Raw genomic sequence first — 12812 nt, 5'->3', positions numbered from 1 at the left:
GTCCTGAATGAGTCCTAGATGAGTCCTAAATGAGTCCTAAATGAGTCCTAAATGAGTCCTAAATGAGTCCTAAATGAGTCCTAAATGAGTCCTAAATGAGTCCTAAATGAGTCCTAAATGAGTCTCCTAAATGAGTCTCCTAAATGAGTCTCCTAAATGAGTCTCCTAAATGAGTCTCCTAAATGAGTCTCCTAAATGAGTCCTAAATGAGTCTCCTAAATGAGTCTCCTAAATGAGTCTCCTAAATGAGTCTCCTAAATGAGTCTCCTAAATGAGTCTCCTAAATGGGCCCTAAATAATTACATAAAGCTATCAAATTAACAGAATCAAGTAACAAGGTGAAACACATGAGAATAGAAGTACTGGGTTCAGGTTGTGCAAAGTGTAACAAGACCAAAGAACTGGCAGAAAAAGCCGTCAAGGAAGCAGGCGTGGATGCGGAAATTGTCAAGGTAGAAGATTTTGACAAAATCCTGGAATACGGGGTCATGGTCACCCCTGCCCTTGTGATTGACGGCGATGTTAAAGTCGCAGGTAAGGTCCCGAGTGTAGAAGATATCAAGAAATGGATTACAAAATAACGGGCATACAACGACCTGAAAAACCAATAGAAACCAAAATTGAAATCGAAAATTAAAATCGATAATTAAAACCAGATTAAGGAAGTGTGAAAAAAATGGCAGAAGAAACAAAATGTGCGTGTGGTTCGGCAAACGTGGCGATTTTCCCCTGTGTGGGAGCGGCAAATGTCGGCCAACTCTCAAATAAAATTGCAATCGAACTCGAAAAACAGGGAATAGGAAACCTGATGTGTACAGTAGGAATAGGAGCCCGAGCCCCCGGACTCATGAAGTCCGCCGAATCTTCCGACAGGATTATGACCATCGACGGCTGTCCGGTAAACTGCGCAACCAAAACCATGGAACTGGCAGGCTTCAAGGTTGACCGCCAGATAGTAATTTCCGACCTCGGAATTAAGAAAACAAAAGACAGAGACCTGAAGGACGAAGAAGTTGCTGAAGTCCTTGGGAAAGTTATGGAGATCCTGCAGTCCGAGTGATCTCAACCTTTTTTCTTTTTTCATCTTATTTTCTTTTTTCATCTTATTTTCGTTTTCATCTTGTTTTCATTTTCATCTTCATTTTCATCTTCTGCTAAAACTCACTAATTTTCCAGCAATCAAAATTCAGAAAACTATATATCCAAATATATCATCATTCATTGATATGAACGAAAAAGAAAACATACAGCTCTTCAAAGCCTTAAGTGAAGAAACGAGATACAAAATCATCAAGGTCCTGCTGGAAGGAGAGCGTTGCGCCTGTGAGATCCCTGACCTAATAGGAAAGACCCAGTCCAATACCTCGATGCACCTGGCAAAATTGCAGGACTGGGGCATCATCAAGGTGAGAAAAGACGGGAAGATGAGGCTTTATTCCATAGATAACGAAAAAATCCGGGAAATTTTGAAAATAGTGGAAGAATAAATTCTATTTCAGTTCATTAATCCTTTTTAGCTTTTTTAGTAATTTGGCCCTTTTTGTACTTCAGCCCTTTTCTATTTCTTTGACCCTTTTATGGTTCCTAACCATTTTTTAGTCTTTATTTCAGTTACGTTCCAATAATAAGGAAACTCCCATATCAAATCCCATCCCACATATCAAATCCCATCCCACATATTAAATCCCATACGAGCTCGCATGTGCCGGAAAAATCAAGATAGAGATTAATAACGGCAACCGTCACAGTCGCCACTGCACGAAGGAAGAAGGTTCTGGTTGCCCCTCTCCACTTCCCAGCATTCAAAGCAGAGCTTTATTGTGCCAAGTTCCCTATGCTTTACTTTCAGCAGCGAATACTCATCCTTCCCACAGATGGAATGTATAACCATTTTAGAACCTCAGTTAGAATTTTTATCCCGGCTTAATGTGAATATCTCTTTTCGTGCTCAGAAATTCCGGAATAAAATATAGAACTCAGCTTATTTTGAGATTTTGCTGTGATCGGAGATTCGGGTTCTGACTCAAGTATTTCTGTAAAAAGTTTCATCGAAGCGACAGGTTTATATCAAAGTAACAGCATATCAATGTATATTGATATAATAAGATGAAAATGAGTGTCCAAAATAAGCAAAAATAAACAGAAAGAAGGAACTCAAAATGGCTGATATCTTTTATCCCCTGCAATGGGTCGCAGACAAACTGACATACGAGGTTTTCGGGATTGAACCCGCTACACACTTTGCAGCCAGTGTAAACTTCATTATCTATGACGTGCTAAAAATCTTCGTCCTGCTTTCCGTGATGATTTTTGTGATCTCCTACTTCAGGACCTATATCACCCCGGAAAAAACCAGGAAGGTACTCGGAGGCAAGAAAGGGCTTCGCTACCACCTGATAGCTTCCCTTATAGGGACGGTCTCTCCGTTCTGTTCGTGCTCCTCAGTGCCCCTCTTTATCGGATTTGTAGAAGCCGGGGTTCCTCTTGGAGTAACTTTTTCCTTCCTGATTACCTCCCCTCTGGTAAACGAAGCTGCCGTGGCAGTTCTCTGGGCAACTCTTGGCTTAAAAGCAACTGCAATTTATGTATTCTCGGGGATTGTACTCGGCGTATTTGGTGGCTATATGATTGGCCTCCTGAAGCTGGAAAGGTACGTTGAAGAATTCGTCTACAAAATAAAAGTCGGAAAACAGGCATCCGAACAAGAGAAAATGACTGTGAAAGAGAGAGCCAAAACTGCTTTCGAAGGTGTTAAAGACATCGTAGGAAGGGTCTGGATCTACGTGATCATAGGAGTCAGCATAGGAGGCATCTTCCACGGGTATGCTCCTGAAGGTATCCTCGAAAAATACGCAGGGAAGGACAATTTGCTTGCAGTTCCGATAGCGGTTCTTGTGGGCGTACCCCTCTACTCAAATGTGATGGGTATGATACCCATTATGGAAAGCCTGATCGGGAAAGGACTTCCTATAGGGACCTCGCTGGCATTCCTCATGTCGGTAACAGCCGTATCTTTGCCCGAAATGGTCATCCTCAAGAAGGTGCTGAAAAAGGAGTTGATTGCAATCTTTGTTTCAATTGTGGCGCTTTCGATCATCTTCACGGGATACCTGTTTAACATACTACTGTAACACCAATGTTGGGTAAAGCTAACGTTGTTATGCCAGAAATACTGGATTTCATAATACTGGAATCAAAATTCTGAATTCTGACAATTAAAAACACTCAAAATGTTGGTTAAGAAAAAGAAATATTATCCGAAAAATTGAAAAAATCAGAAAGAAGAAAAGAAGATAGAAAAAGGTGAAAAATATGAAGATTGAGATCCTGGGTACAGGCTGTGCAAAATGTAAGAAAACAAAGGAAGCTATCGAGAAAGTCCTTGCTGAAACCGGAAAGAAAGCTGAAGTCGTAAAAGTTGAGGATATAGAAACGATCCTGAACTACGGCGTGATGGTAACTCCTGCGGTCGTGGTTGATGGAGAAGTTAAACTTGCAGGCAAAGTTCCTGATGAAAAAGAAATCCGGAAATGGATTGAATGAAGGTCCTGAGCCGGACAGACCCGAACTGGGGTTATTTTACCAGGAAGACTGGACTCTGGGGAAATATTGATCAATAGCTTTCCAGATATCTGAAAGTTGAATTCAAAAATGAGTTGAGGTACTTATATGGCTGAAATTACTGTCAACTCCGCAATATGCGACTTTACCCACAAGCTCCGTGGGAGCATGAAAGGAGGAAATATTGTTGTGGATATCGAAACTCCCTGTGAAAAAATAAAGAAAATCTCGCATCTTGAAGTTCCCATGATGGAAACCATGGACGTCAAAGACAACTATGTGATGGACAGGGCCAAAGAGGCGAAATGCTGTTCAAACTGCCTGGTTCCCTGCGGGGTGCTTAACCTCTGCAAGCTGGAAAGCGGTTTTCTGGCGAAGTCCCTGGCAAAAAAAGCAGGAAGCCTCAGTATCGATTTTGATGAAGTCTGAAGTTTTTCCGAGGATTAAGGGTCCGGCCCCGAACCCTTCAGATCTTGAAATTTTGGGCAGAACCTTATTCCCAGACATTTCTTCGCTTAAAAAAGTTCTTTATTTTACAGATGGTTCTCCTTTTAAACATCATTCTCCTTTTGGAAATGCCACCTCATTTAAAAACACCTCTTCTTTTTTCACTTCAGTGCATCAAGCTATTAGTGATAAAGACATAATTATAAACTGGAGTCAGCAGAAAGTTACAGGGTACTGAAAAGTAAGCCCTGAGAAGCGACCGAAACGGAAGGGGGCTTTGTCAGTAGATGATAAGCACAGTACTTGTTCCTGTGGATTTTACCATCGAAACGGAAGATTTGCTCGGCTGCATAGGGGAACTTAAAAACGCCGGCTTGAAGAAAGTTATCCTGCTGCATGTAGTGGACATACATAAAAGCCAGGGGCTTGCCCCTATGTTTGAACGGAATGCAGAAGACAGGATTGAGGATTATGCAAATTTTGCTAGGGAGCTCGGACTGGAAACCGAACCTCTGGTAGTGATTGGAGATGTGAAAAGTACAATTACGGAGATCGCAGACCGGGAAGAAGTTGATGCGATAATAATGGGAGCTACCACCGAAGGCTTCATAAAGGGGAAGCTTCTCGGGAGAACTACGGAATACATAGCCCGCAGTTCAAAGAAAATGCTGCTGGTTGAAAAGTATGGGGCTCTGAAAGAAGGAAAGGAAGTTTATGAGAAGGCTTGCAGGGCAACTTTCTCCAGGATTCTTGTACCTCTCGACTTTTCAAAAGAGGCTATGAAGGCAATAGAACAGCTTCAGGAATTAAAAGGGATCGTAAAGGAAGTTCTGTTCCTTCATGTAATAGATGACATAAAAGATATGGACCTGCTGGACGAACAGAGAGAAGAGGTAAAAGAAAGGCTCCGAAAAATAAAGGAGCGGCTTGAAGGCATAAGAAGCCAGTACCTTGTCGTTGAAGGCATCCCGTCCGATGAAATCGTCAAGTTTGCCGACATAGAAGATATTACCCTGATCATGCTGACTGCTCGCGGAAAAGGAGCTTTATTGGACCTCCTGCTCGGAAGCACGGCAGAAAACGTACTCCGGAAAACCACAAAGCCCGTGCTGATCGTCCCCGCAAGCAAAGAATTCGAGGAAGAAGGGTGGGATGAAGGAGAAGCTTATGCCTGAAGAGGAGGAAGAAAGGGAGCTTGATTTCTTCAGCAAATATCTCTCGGTCTGGGTTGCAGTCTGTATCATAGTCGGAACTGCAATCGGTTACCTGTTTCCGGGTTTTGCGGACGCCCTTGGCGGCATTGAGATTGCAAATGTCTCAATTCCGGTAGCTTTCGTACTTCTGGTTATGATGTATCCTATCATGCTTAAGATTAATTTTGAAGAAATCCTGAATGTTGAAGCAAATTTAAAGCCTCTCCTTCTAACCCTTATCGTAAACTGGGCAATCAAGCCTTTTACAATGGCTTTTGTGGCATGGCTCTTTATGCGCGTGATCTTTGAAGCCCTGATTCCTGCGGACCTTCAGGCGCAGTATATCGCAGGCATGATCCTTCTCGGGCTTGCTCCCTGCACTGCTATGGTCCTGGTCTGGACGTACCTTGCAAGAGCCAATATTAACTATGCTTTGATTCAGGTTTCGGTAAACGACCTTATTATTCTGGTCCTGTTCGCTCCGCTGGGAAAGTTTCTCCTCGGGGTCACAACCGATTTTCCGGTCCCTCTAATGACGATCTTCGTCTCGGTCCTGTTTTATGTGGCAATTCCTCTCGGCCTTGCCGTGCTGACAAGGCAGGTATTGATAAGGAAAAAAGGCATTACCTGGTTTGAGGACCGGCTGATCCGAAAAATCCAGTGGGTTACTCCTGCCGGCCTTTTAATAACTCTGGTCCTTATTTTCATATTCCAGGGAGATAACATTATAAATTACCCTCTGCACATTCTCCTGATCGCGATCCCTCTGGTACTGCAGACTTATCTGATCTTCGGGATCGGGTATGCAGGAGCAAAATACCTGAAAATTCCCTACAGGGAAGCCGCGCCTTCGACCTTCATCGGCGCCAGTAATTTCTTTGAACTGGCAGTGGCCGTGGCCTTAATCCTGTTCGGAATGGAATCGGGGGCAGCTCTTGCAACCGTTGTGGGAGTCCTTGTGGAAGTGCCTGTTATGCTTTCTCTTGTGAAAATCATGAACAGGAACAGGGAAAAATTCAGCTTCTGAAGAGGTTCTTATCAGAAAAAGAAGAAGAAAGGAAAAAACAAATGAAAAAACAGAAAGGAAAAAGCAGAAAAGGTAATAAAATAAATTGATAAGTCGTTAACTGAAGAATCCAAACTCAAAGTTTAAACTATTTTTCTCAGTCCTTTTTCAGTCCTTTCTTCAGTTCCCGCAGCAACACCCTTTCCCTTTTTCCAATTTCTCTTTTTCCGACTTATCAGGCTTTTTCTCTCCGAACACAAGGTCATAAACGCTTTCACCGTAAACGTTTGTCCAGCCGAGTTGAGAGCCTCCGGCTATAAACATGGCAACAGCAATGGCTTCGGCGATCTCCTTCTTGCTTGCCCCATGAGCAACAGCCCTCTGGGAATGTACATCAACACAGTACTGGCAGCGCATCAGGACCGAAGAGGCGATGGCTATAAGCTCCTTGGTCTTGCGGTCAAGTTCCCCACCTTCAAAGATAGAATCTCTCAGTTTTGCGAATGCTTCGGCAGTATCAGGCAGTATTTCGTTCATGAATGGCATTTTATTCCTCCACCTAACGTTACAATTTCAGGCTATAAAACACAGAAAGCCACATATCAATTTTCATTGATATTCAAAGTAAGAATCGAAAAAGGAAAAATAATAAAAGAGAAATAGAAAAGCCCTCTGTAAAGGTAATCCGGAAAAACTTAAAGGAAATCCCAAATTCCGGGAAAACTTCGAAAAAATCCTGGATACCCATATTTTAATGAAAACAGTCGTCAAAACACTTCAGTTAGTTATAGAGCCGATTTTAAAATCTATATACTACCTTATCCAATGACGTATGGGGCAAAATAAAGTTGATCCATTGCGAATCAAAATAAGTATGAGTAGCACGTCTCTGAATATATCTATGGGGAACGACCAGTATGTACGACATAACAACACGAACAAATTTGAGATACGATGAAGCGATTGCAAAGGTAAAGAAAGAGCTTGCAAAAGAGGGCTTTGGTGTTCTCACCGAAATCGATGTAAAAGAAACCTTGAAGAAAAAACTGGATTACGATTTCACTGATTATATAATCCTTGGTGCCTGTAACCCGCAATTTGCAAAAAATGCCCTTGAAGGTGAAATGAACATAGGTCTATTACTACCCTGTAATGTTATCGTGTATGCAGACGGTGATGAAACCGTTGTCTCAGCAATCAGGCCGAAGGAAATGTTCAGGCTTGTTGAAAATAAGGAATTAATTGGAATCGCAGATGAAATAGAAGAAAGTCTAGGGCGGGTCATAGCAAATATATGAGCAGATACATACCGAGAAATTTCATAGAATAGCAGTCGATTAAAGAGTTCAGGCTCTGCAAAAATCCGATTACCGGTTAATAACATAAAAGATGCTGAAATTATGATAAAACAGATTCATAGAATAACGGATCTCAAATGAGAATTTTGACTTAAAAACCGATTCTGTTTTGTCACTGACTCTGGGCTGCACCTATTTTTTTTCGATAGCCGCAACTTGAAATAATTAGGTATTTGTCGCTCTTAAGTCGTTTCTTCTTTAACAGGAGGAAGAAACCATCTGGCTATCCCTGGCATGAAAGTACTGTGATTTGAAAAAGTGCTTCTATTCCTTTGCGCCTGTTATTTGAAGAATTTCATGTTTTTTGATGAAAACGGCAGGATACAACTTCCTCCGGGTAGAAACTTTCATCATTTTATGAAGAAACCAGAACATATTCAGGGGATGTTTTTAAAGAAGCAATTATCAAATTAGATGGGAGATTTTTAAATTTAATTTGAGTCCTCTTCAACTTACTTACACTAGAAAAAACAGAGAAAAATAATAAAAAGTAAATAGAAAAACAAGAACATTAGAGAACAAAACAAGAACATAATAGAGAACATAAAAGCAACACCAAGAAAATTGCTTAGAAAAAACTCATAGAAAAAAACATCAGGAGATAAGCACTTGACAGAAATTACAGTAAACTCTACCATCTGCGGCTTTACCCACAAAATTATGGGGAGTATGAAAGGCGATAAGATTATTGTAGATATCGAAACCCCCTGTGAAAAAATAAAAAAGTTTTCGCATATGGAGATTCCCATGATGGAAACCCTGGACATCAAGAACAACTACGTGATCGATAGGGCACAGGAAGCGCAGTGTTCCTCAAACTGCCTGGTCCCATGCGCCGTGCTTAACCTCTGCAAGCTTGAAAGCGGGTTTATGGCAAGATCTCTTGCAAAAAAAGCTGGAAGTATTTGTATCGAATTCGATAAAATCTGAACTTGTAAGTGAGGGGATCAGGCAACAAAAAGCTGCCTGCAGACCCGACCTACAAAAAATATCGTGAAATCGCCATTAGTCTACAGGATAGTCTACAGAATAATCACACTCTTTATCATCGCTATCCAGATATACACTGTAAGTATGATTGTTTTTAACCCGGAAAGTAATCGATTTATCCTGCTCGAGCTTGTAACTGAAAAACTGTCCTAAGGTATTATCGCAGACCCTGGTGTTTTCTCCAGCATTTATATTTATATTTACCAGAGCATCAAAGCCTTTTGTATGGGCATTAAACACAAAAAAATTTTCTGTATATTTCAAAATGTCAAAATTGGCATCATACGTATTACGGCTTATCCGGTTGTATTCGTAAAACGATACTATAGTCATTTTATTTGAATTGTAATTATCCACCCAATTATGGAATTTTGAGCGGCTGATTGAGTATTTTATAGCGGGCTCCAGGTCGAGTTCGTGGGTGAAAGCCGGATAAACAATGCCTGCCTCAGATGCCGGCTCCCACCATGCCCAGGTATCATCATCCAGATTTCCAATATCTTTTTCCGCATGAATTCCCGAGTCTCCGTTTCTCCAGAACATCCCCAGATTTTCATATGCATAAATTGCGTGTGTAACATTGTCCCTGTTTCTCATGGAGCACCAGCTTGTCGGCTTCTTTCCTACTTTTTCATAAACATATGAGTATCCTTCATCCATCACTTTACAGGCCTGCTCATGAGAAAGGCTGTTTAATTCTTCAGAGTAGTGTACTCCTGTATCCCACGAATTATTAACAACCAGATTACGCAGGTATTCAAGGTCTGATTCACTGCACTGCTCAAGAAGCTCTATATCAAACCAGATTGTGCCTCTGTTATTTTTGCTGTTTAGGTAGCGTATACCCTTCTCGGTAGTATTTCTTACATGAGGCCCGTCAAGCCCGAAAGGAACAAGAGTGCTATCCCCTACTGCGGTTATGAATTTTCGATCTGCCCTCTGGCTTATGTGATATATATTGACATCGAGGTATCTTCCTTTTCCAGCGAGAAAAGATGTGAACTTGAGATACCCGTTAGAGAAATCAATATATGGAAGCCTTTGCTTCTCAAAATTATAAAAAGGAGTCGTGATATATTTTCCATCTTTTGCGAATATGGTGTTTGTCTTGCTGCATCCGTCAAACGTAATTTCGAAATCCAGCTTCTCGGCAGCATCTCCCAGAAATATGGTTTCAGACCCGATATCGTCGGAAGAGCTTTCAAAATAACTTTTTAAAATAATTCCGTTATTTGTCTCCTGAATTACCAGCTTCGAACCCGGGCTGTTAAGTTCAACAAAACTGTGAGGATTGTCCGTCTTGATATCCATCGAGATGTGATAGGTACATTTAACCATTGGTGTAAGCCTGCAGATGTAGAGCGACCCTGTTTGCCTTGGCTGTCCCTGGTAGTGAAGAGGCGAAAAAGAAGCGGCTTCACAGAACCTGTGGATATCTGGAGATTTCATTAAGTTTCCCGTGCACCTATTTATTCCAGAACCGAAAACAATATCTGCATCCGGAAGCAAACCGCAGGGAGATAAACCGGGGTTTTTCGTAGTTTTATACTTTAACCCTTTTGAAAAGCCGTTAAAAAGAACCTGCGCTTTCAGTATCCCGTAAATTGCTGAATATAGCCGGTCATAGGGCTTATTCACTTGAAGTCTGGCCATGAAAACGTTATTCGGAACACCTCCATTTTTAGAGTAATCCTGTGAAAACAGGGTGATACTACCTTGACTAATATTTTCAGGATTCTCAGGATCAACTGTGCCAGGGGAAATACCAGTTCCTCCAATACAGGACAGGTAATGAATAGGCTGGGAAGAAATCATTTTAACCAATCGAAATAACTATACTCGATAAATATTATTGAATAATAGCTTCTTATTACTCAAGCGACATTATTGCATGGTACTTGTACTCATAATACATGGACTGCACATACTCCATCTTAAACCCGTGTTTATTTGCAATACTTTCCATTGTACAGGGTTTATGAGTATATCCGAGAATATCTCTCGGACGATTTTTCAAGCTCGCGGATACAACGGTGAGAGCTTCAAAGCCTATTTTGTAAAAGATTTTCCGGCACCCAAAATTTCGTGAGAAGAAACCTATTTTCCATAATGGATATAGGCGAGGGTCCAGCAAATCAAAAAATATTATTTTACCCCCTTTCTTAAGATGCCCTGATGCATGGGAAATAAAAGTATCAACTTCTTCATCTGTGAGGTACTGGATCACCCCGGCTGCAGTTATCCGGTCAAAGGAGGAGTCAAGTTTCTCCCAGACTGTTTTATCGTCAGCAAGGATTAAAGCTATATTTTCACACCTTCTGGCCCTGATTCTCTTGCTTGCCTCATCAAGCATTGATGAGGAAAAATCGGCACCTACAAGCCTTTCGTATTCCTGTGCATAATAGACCAGAAGTTCCCCGGCTCCGCAACCAAAGTCAAGAAGTGTTTTACCCCCATCCAGATGGAAGAGTTTTTCCCTGGCTTCTCTGGAAATAAACTCCTCAGCCGAAGACCTGTGACCTCCGCTTCTCTTGCCTTCAAAGAACTCTTCCCAGACAGATTTTGGTTTTGACATTTTTTTTATACCCCCAAGTCCTGCTTTAATTATACCTTTTCTCCATACAATAAGAGCTTTGCATCGGATAATTTTTCATTTTTTAAGCTCAATGATTTGTGATTTCAAGAGGAGAAGAAACCTAATTTCACCCATATGTGCGCAAATACTTATACCTTTCGAATTGAAGGTTCTTTTTTTTAGATTGTTCGATTTCGGAGCCGTATTGCCTTTTTCTCAGGATTTCCGAAGAGATGAAAGTTATCTTAATTTAAGTATGTTTGAATCCATGTCTTTGGCCCTTGATCCAAAAAAACAGTTTTTAGGCCGCGAATTTTAATTCCATTACGAGAATTAATGTTATTGATTTTACAGAAAAAATACAAAACAATCCCGGCATTGCAACAGCTGAAGCCCGATTGATATGAGACTGATGAAACTGGAGAGAAGCACATGAAATATTCAATCATGTGGAGAAAACATGCAGAAGATACCGAATTCTTAAGGATTTATTCAGGATGAGGAAAATTTTTGATTATAAGTGACAGCACAAGAACGTGTTTCCGGGGATATATGCGAATCGACAAAATCCCGGAATTTGATCAACTATTTTTCTTACAATAAAGGTATTTGTAAAGAAACCCCTGTTTTAAACCAGGAATGTTTATATCTCATATCGACGTATCTAGATATGACCATATATAATAGGCGCAAATGAGGTGTACTCCATTGGGCAAGTTAGGAAAAAGTTTGCTTGGAAAACTGATTGGAACCGATAAAATCTGCTGTTGCTGCGGGCCTTCTATCGTAAGTGTCAAAAAGATAAAAATTGACGATAAAGATATGGAAATTGCTGGATTGGATGAGGAATTTGAGAAATTTCTTGCTGCAGGTAAGGCTCCGGAGAATGTAAACTACGAAGAACTTATACAAAACCTTGTAAAAATAAATGAAATTCCTGAAGAAGAACTGGAAAAACTCAAAATCGCAGTATTTAAAGAATACGGAATATATTGGCAGGAGAAAAGAACATAATTTAGATTGATGAATATAGATATGAAATAATGAAACATTTCCACATCCTGATGTGAATTTTGTCGCGAGGTCTCGAGGATGAACTTTAAATGCTAAATCTGCGGAAAAGAAGAAAACTCGTTACTCTGGGCTAATCACAAGAACCTGGGAGCCATAAAGCTGTGTGTGGGATGCTGGTCGAAAGAACAAGGCAAGAACAAGTTGCTTCCTTTAGAAGGCTAGGGAAACTGTTGCAGATAAACTCATGGAAACTGAAAGGAGATCAGGTGTGGATAAAAGAAGTAGTGAAGTGGAAATCGAGAGACTGAAGCGTTTTATTTTAGATAGGGATCAGTTAGAGGTAAGAACAGAGAGGCTCAGTTCTCTGGTAAGTGGGCTGGACGAAAAAAACTTAGATCTGGAAGCCAGGATTTTTAAAGCTCTTGCAGATGTTAATCGCCTCAAGATTTTAAAGTTATTGAAAGAAGGAGAACTCTGTGCCTGTGAAATAACGGTTGCCCTTTCCAATTCTCAATCGACTGTTTCTCACCATCTCTCGATGTTGAAAAATGCAGGTCTGATTAAAGAAAGGAAAGAAGGAAAATGGTCTTACTTTCGCCTTTCGGAGGGGGCAGTTATAGAAATACTTAACCAGGCAAAACTGCTTACTGAAAAGTGAACTTCCAGTA

At 40.8% G+C, this 12812-nt stretch carries 17 protein-coding genes; 13 read left to right on the top strand and 4 right to left on the bottom strand.

Annotated features, from left to right (window positions below):
* Nucleotides 1-347 precede the first annotated feature (347 nt).
* The 3 genes from ACSAZL_RS02240 to ACSAZL_RS02230 all read left to right on the top strand — a co-directional run bounded on the left by ACSAZL_RS02240 (nucleotide 348) and on the right by ACSAZL_RS02230 (nucleotide 1487).
* The gene (locus ACSAZL_RS02240; protein ID WP_440947129.1) at nucleotides 348-581 is read left to right on the top strand and encodes a thioredoxin family protein; all 234 of its coding nucleotides are present in this window, start codon (nucleotides 348-350) and stop codon (nucleotides 579-581) included.
* 95 nt (nucleotides 582-676) lie between these two features.
* On the top strand, nucleotides 677-1060 hold the full coding sequence (locus tag ACSAZL_RS02235) for a putative zinc-binding protein (protein ID WP_440948761.1): 384 nt from the start codon (nucleotides 677-679) through the stop codon (nucleotides 1058-1060).
* Nucleotides 1061-1226: 166 nt separating this feature from the next.
* A complete protein-coding gene (locus ACSAZL_RS02230; RefSeq protein ID WP_440947128.1) occupies nucleotides 1227-1487 on the top strand; it encodes an ArsR/SmtB family transcription factor in 261 nt (86 codons plus the stop codon).
* A gap of 239 nt (nucleotides 1488-1726) precedes the next feature.
* Here the strand turns inward: ACSAZL_RS02230 and ACSAZL_RS02225 are convergent, their stop codons facing one another.
* Nucleotides 1727-1891 (bottom strand): hypothetical protein, encoded by a 165-nt coding sequence (locus tag ACSAZL_RS02225; RefSeq protein ID WP_440947127.1) that lies wholly within the window; start codon nucleotides 1889-1891, stop codon nucleotides 1727-1729.
* A 268-nt stretch (nucleotides 1892-2159) separates the two neighbouring features.
* Between ACSAZL_RS02225 and ACSAZL_RS02220 the strand changes: the two genes are divergently transcribed.
* The 6 genes from ACSAZL_RS02220 (at nucleotide 2160) to arsB (ending at nucleotide 6228) form a co-directional block, all read left to right on the top strand.
* Nucleotides 2160-3131 carry a permease gene (locus tag ACSAZL_RS02220; RefSeq protein ID WP_440947126.1) on the top strand — a complete coding sequence of 324 codons (972 nt, stop codon included), beginning with the start codon at nucleotides 2160-2162 and terminating at the stop codon, nucleotides 3129-3131.
* Between the two features lie 181 nt (nucleotides 3132-3312).
* Entirely contained in the window at nucleotides 3313-3543 is a 231-nt protein-coding gene (locus ACSAZL_RS02215) for a thioredoxin family protein (protein WP_440947125.1), read from the top strand.
* A gap of 126 nt (nucleotides 3544-3669) precedes the next feature.
* Nucleotides 3670-3990: a DUF6951 family protein gene (locus ACSAZL_RS02210; protein WP_440947124.1), complete on the top strand. Its 321-nt coding sequence runs from the start codon at nucleotides 3670-3672 to the stop codon at nucleotides 3988-3990.
* Nucleotides 3980-4246 (top strand): hypothetical protein, encoded by a 267-nt coding sequence (locus tag ACSAZL_RS02205; RefSeq protein WP_440947123.1) that lies wholly within the window; start codon nucleotides 3980-3982, stop codon nucleotides 4244-4246. The genes ACSAZL_RS02210 and ACSAZL_RS02205 overlap by 11 nt, the downstream gene beginning before the upstream one ends.
* A 49-nt stretch (nucleotides 4247-4295) precedes the next feature.
* Nucleotides 4296-5183, top strand: coding sequence for a universal stress protein (locus ACSAZL_RS02200; RefSeq protein WP_440947122.1), 888 nt, complete (start codon nucleotides 4296-4298; stop codon nucleotides 5181-5183).
* Nucleotides 5161-6228, top strand: coding sequence for an ACR3 family arsenite efflux transporter (gene arsB, locus ACSAZL_RS02195; protein WP_440947121.1), 1068 nt, complete (start codon nucleotides 5161-5163; stop codon nucleotides 6226-6228). Before ACSAZL_RS02200 ends, arsB begins: the two co-directional genes overlap by 23 nt.
* Nucleotides 6229-6387: 159 nt before the next feature.
* Here the strand turns inward: arsB and ACSAZL_RS02190 are convergent, their stop codons facing one another.
* Nucleotides 6388-6753, bottom strand: coding sequence for a carboxymuconolactone decarboxylase family protein (locus tag ACSAZL_RS02190; RefSeq protein ID WP_440947120.1), 366 nt, complete (start codon nucleotides 6751-6753; stop codon nucleotides 6388-6390).
* Between the two features lie 371 nt (nucleotides 6754-7124).
* Here ACSAZL_RS02190 and ACSAZL_RS02185 point away from each other — a divergent pair, with 371 nt between their 5' ends.
* Both ACSAZL_RS02185 and ACSAZL_RS02180 read left to right on the top strand, forming a co-directional pair.
* Nucleotides 7125-7505: a DUF302 domain-containing protein gene (locus ACSAZL_RS02185; RefSeq protein WP_440947119.1), complete on the top strand. Its 381-nt coding sequence runs from the start codon at nucleotides 7125-7127 to the stop codon at nucleotides 7503-7505.
* A gap of 669 nt (nucleotides 7506-8174) precedes the next feature.
* Nucleotides 8175-8495 (top strand): DUF6951 family protein, encoded by a 321-nt coding sequence (locus tag ACSAZL_RS02180; RefSeq protein ID WP_440947118.1) that lies wholly within the window; start codon nucleotides 8175-8177, stop codon nucleotides 8493-8495.
* 75 nt (nucleotides 8496-8570) lie between these two features.
* Here the strand turns inward: ACSAZL_RS02180 and ACSAZL_RS02175 are convergent, their stop codons facing one another.
* Entirely contained in the window at nucleotides 8571-10004 is a 1434-nt protein-coding gene (locus ACSAZL_RS02175; protein ID WP_440947117.1) for a hypothetical protein, read from the bottom strand.
* Between the two features lie 421 nt (nucleotides 10005-10425).
* Nucleotides 10426-11130: a class I SAM-dependent methyltransferase gene (locus ACSAZL_RS02170; protein WP_440947116.1), complete on the bottom strand. Its 705-nt coding sequence runs from the start codon at nucleotides 11128-11130 to the stop codon at nucleotides 10426-10428.
* A gap of 708 nt (nucleotides 11131-11838) precedes the next feature.
* Here ACSAZL_RS02170 and ACSAZL_RS02165 point away from each other — a divergent pair.
* On the top strand, nucleotides 11839-12144 hold the full coding sequence (locus ACSAZL_RS02165) for a hypothetical protein (RefSeq protein ID WP_440947115.1): 306 nt from the start codon (nucleotides 11839-11841) through the stop codon (nucleotides 12142-12144).
* A 268-nt stretch (nucleotides 12145-12412) separates the two neighbouring features.
* Nucleotides 12413-12802 (top strand): ArsR/SmtB family transcription factor, encoded by a 390-nt coding sequence (locus ACSAZL_RS02160; protein ID WP_440947114.1) that lies wholly within the window; start codon nucleotides 12413-12415, stop codon nucleotides 12800-12802.
* Nucleotides 12803-12812 lie beyond the last annotated feature (10 nt).

Origin of the sequence: Methanosarcina mangrovi (genome assembly GCF_052057765.1) — an archaeon.
GTDB lineage: Archaea > Halobacteriota > Methanosarcinia > Methanosarcinales > Methanosarcinaceae > Methanosarcina.
The sequence above is the reverse complement of the archived record's forward strand: the minus strand, read 5'-3'. Positions and strand labels throughout refer to the sequence as shown.

What these genes read in the sequence shown, in the direction of transcription:
- ACSAZL_RS02235 (WP_440948761.1), top strand. Translation starts at nt 677, where the DNA reads ATGGCAGAAGAAACAAAATGTGCGTGTGGTTCGGCAAACGTGGCGATT.
- ACSAZL_RS02220 (WP_440947126.1), top strand. Translation starts at nt 2,160, where the DNA reads ATGGCTGATATCTTTTATCCCCTGCAATGGGTCGCAGACAAACTGACA.
- ACSAZL_RS02215 (WP_440947125.1), top strand. Translation starts at nt 3,313, where the DNA reads ATGAAGATTGAGATCCTGGGTACAGGCTGTGCAAAATGTAAGAAAACA.
- ACSAZL_RS02230 (WP_440947128.1), top strand. Translation starts at nt 1,227, where the DNA reads ATGAACGAAAAAGAAAACATACAGCTCTTCAAAGCCTTAAGTGAAGAA.
- ACSAZL_RS02240 (WP_440947129.1), top strand. Translation starts at nt 348, where the DNA reads ATGAGAATAGAAGTACTGGGTTCAGGTTGTGCAAAGTGTAACAAGACC.
- ACSAZL_RS02175 (WP_440947117.1), bottom strand. Translation starts at nt 10,004, where the DNA reads ATGAAATCTCCAGATATCCACAGGTTCTGTGAAGCCGCTTCTTTTTCG.
- ACSAZL_RS02200 (WP_440947122.1), top strand. Translation starts at nt 4,296, where the DNA reads ATGATAAGCACAGTACTTGTTCCTGTGGATTTTACCATCGAAACGGAA.
- ACSAZL_RS02190 (WP_440947120.1), bottom strand. Translation starts at nt 6,753, where the DNA reads ATGCCATTCATGAACGAAATACTGCCTGATACTGCCGAAGCATTCGCA.
- arsB (WP_440947121.1), top strand. Translation starts at nt 5,161, where the DNA reads ATGAAGGAGAAGCTTATGCCTGAAGAGGAGGAAGAAAGGGAGCTTGAT.
- ACSAZL_RS02170 (WP_440947116.1), bottom strand. Translation starts at nt 11,130, where the DNA reads ATGTCAAAACCAAAATCTGTCTGGGAAGAGTTCTTTGAAGGCAAGAGA.
- ACSAZL_RS02210 (WP_440947124.1), top strand. Translation starts at nt 3,670, where the DNA reads ATGGCTGAAATTACTGTCAACTCCGCAATATGCGACTTTACCCACAAG.
- ACSAZL_RS02225 (WP_440947127.1), bottom strand. Translation starts at nt 1,891, where the DNA reads ATGGTTATACATTCCATCTGTGGGAAGGATGAGTATTCGCTGCTGAAA.
- ACSAZL_RS02205 (WP_440947123.1), top strand. Translation starts at nt 3,980, where the DNA reads ATGAAGTCTGAAGTTTTTCCGAGGATTAAGGGTCCGGCCCCGAACCCT.
- ACSAZL_RS02185 (WP_440947119.1), top strand. Translation starts at nt 7,125, where the DNA reads ATGTACGACATAACAACACGAACAAATTTGAGATACGATGAAGCGATT.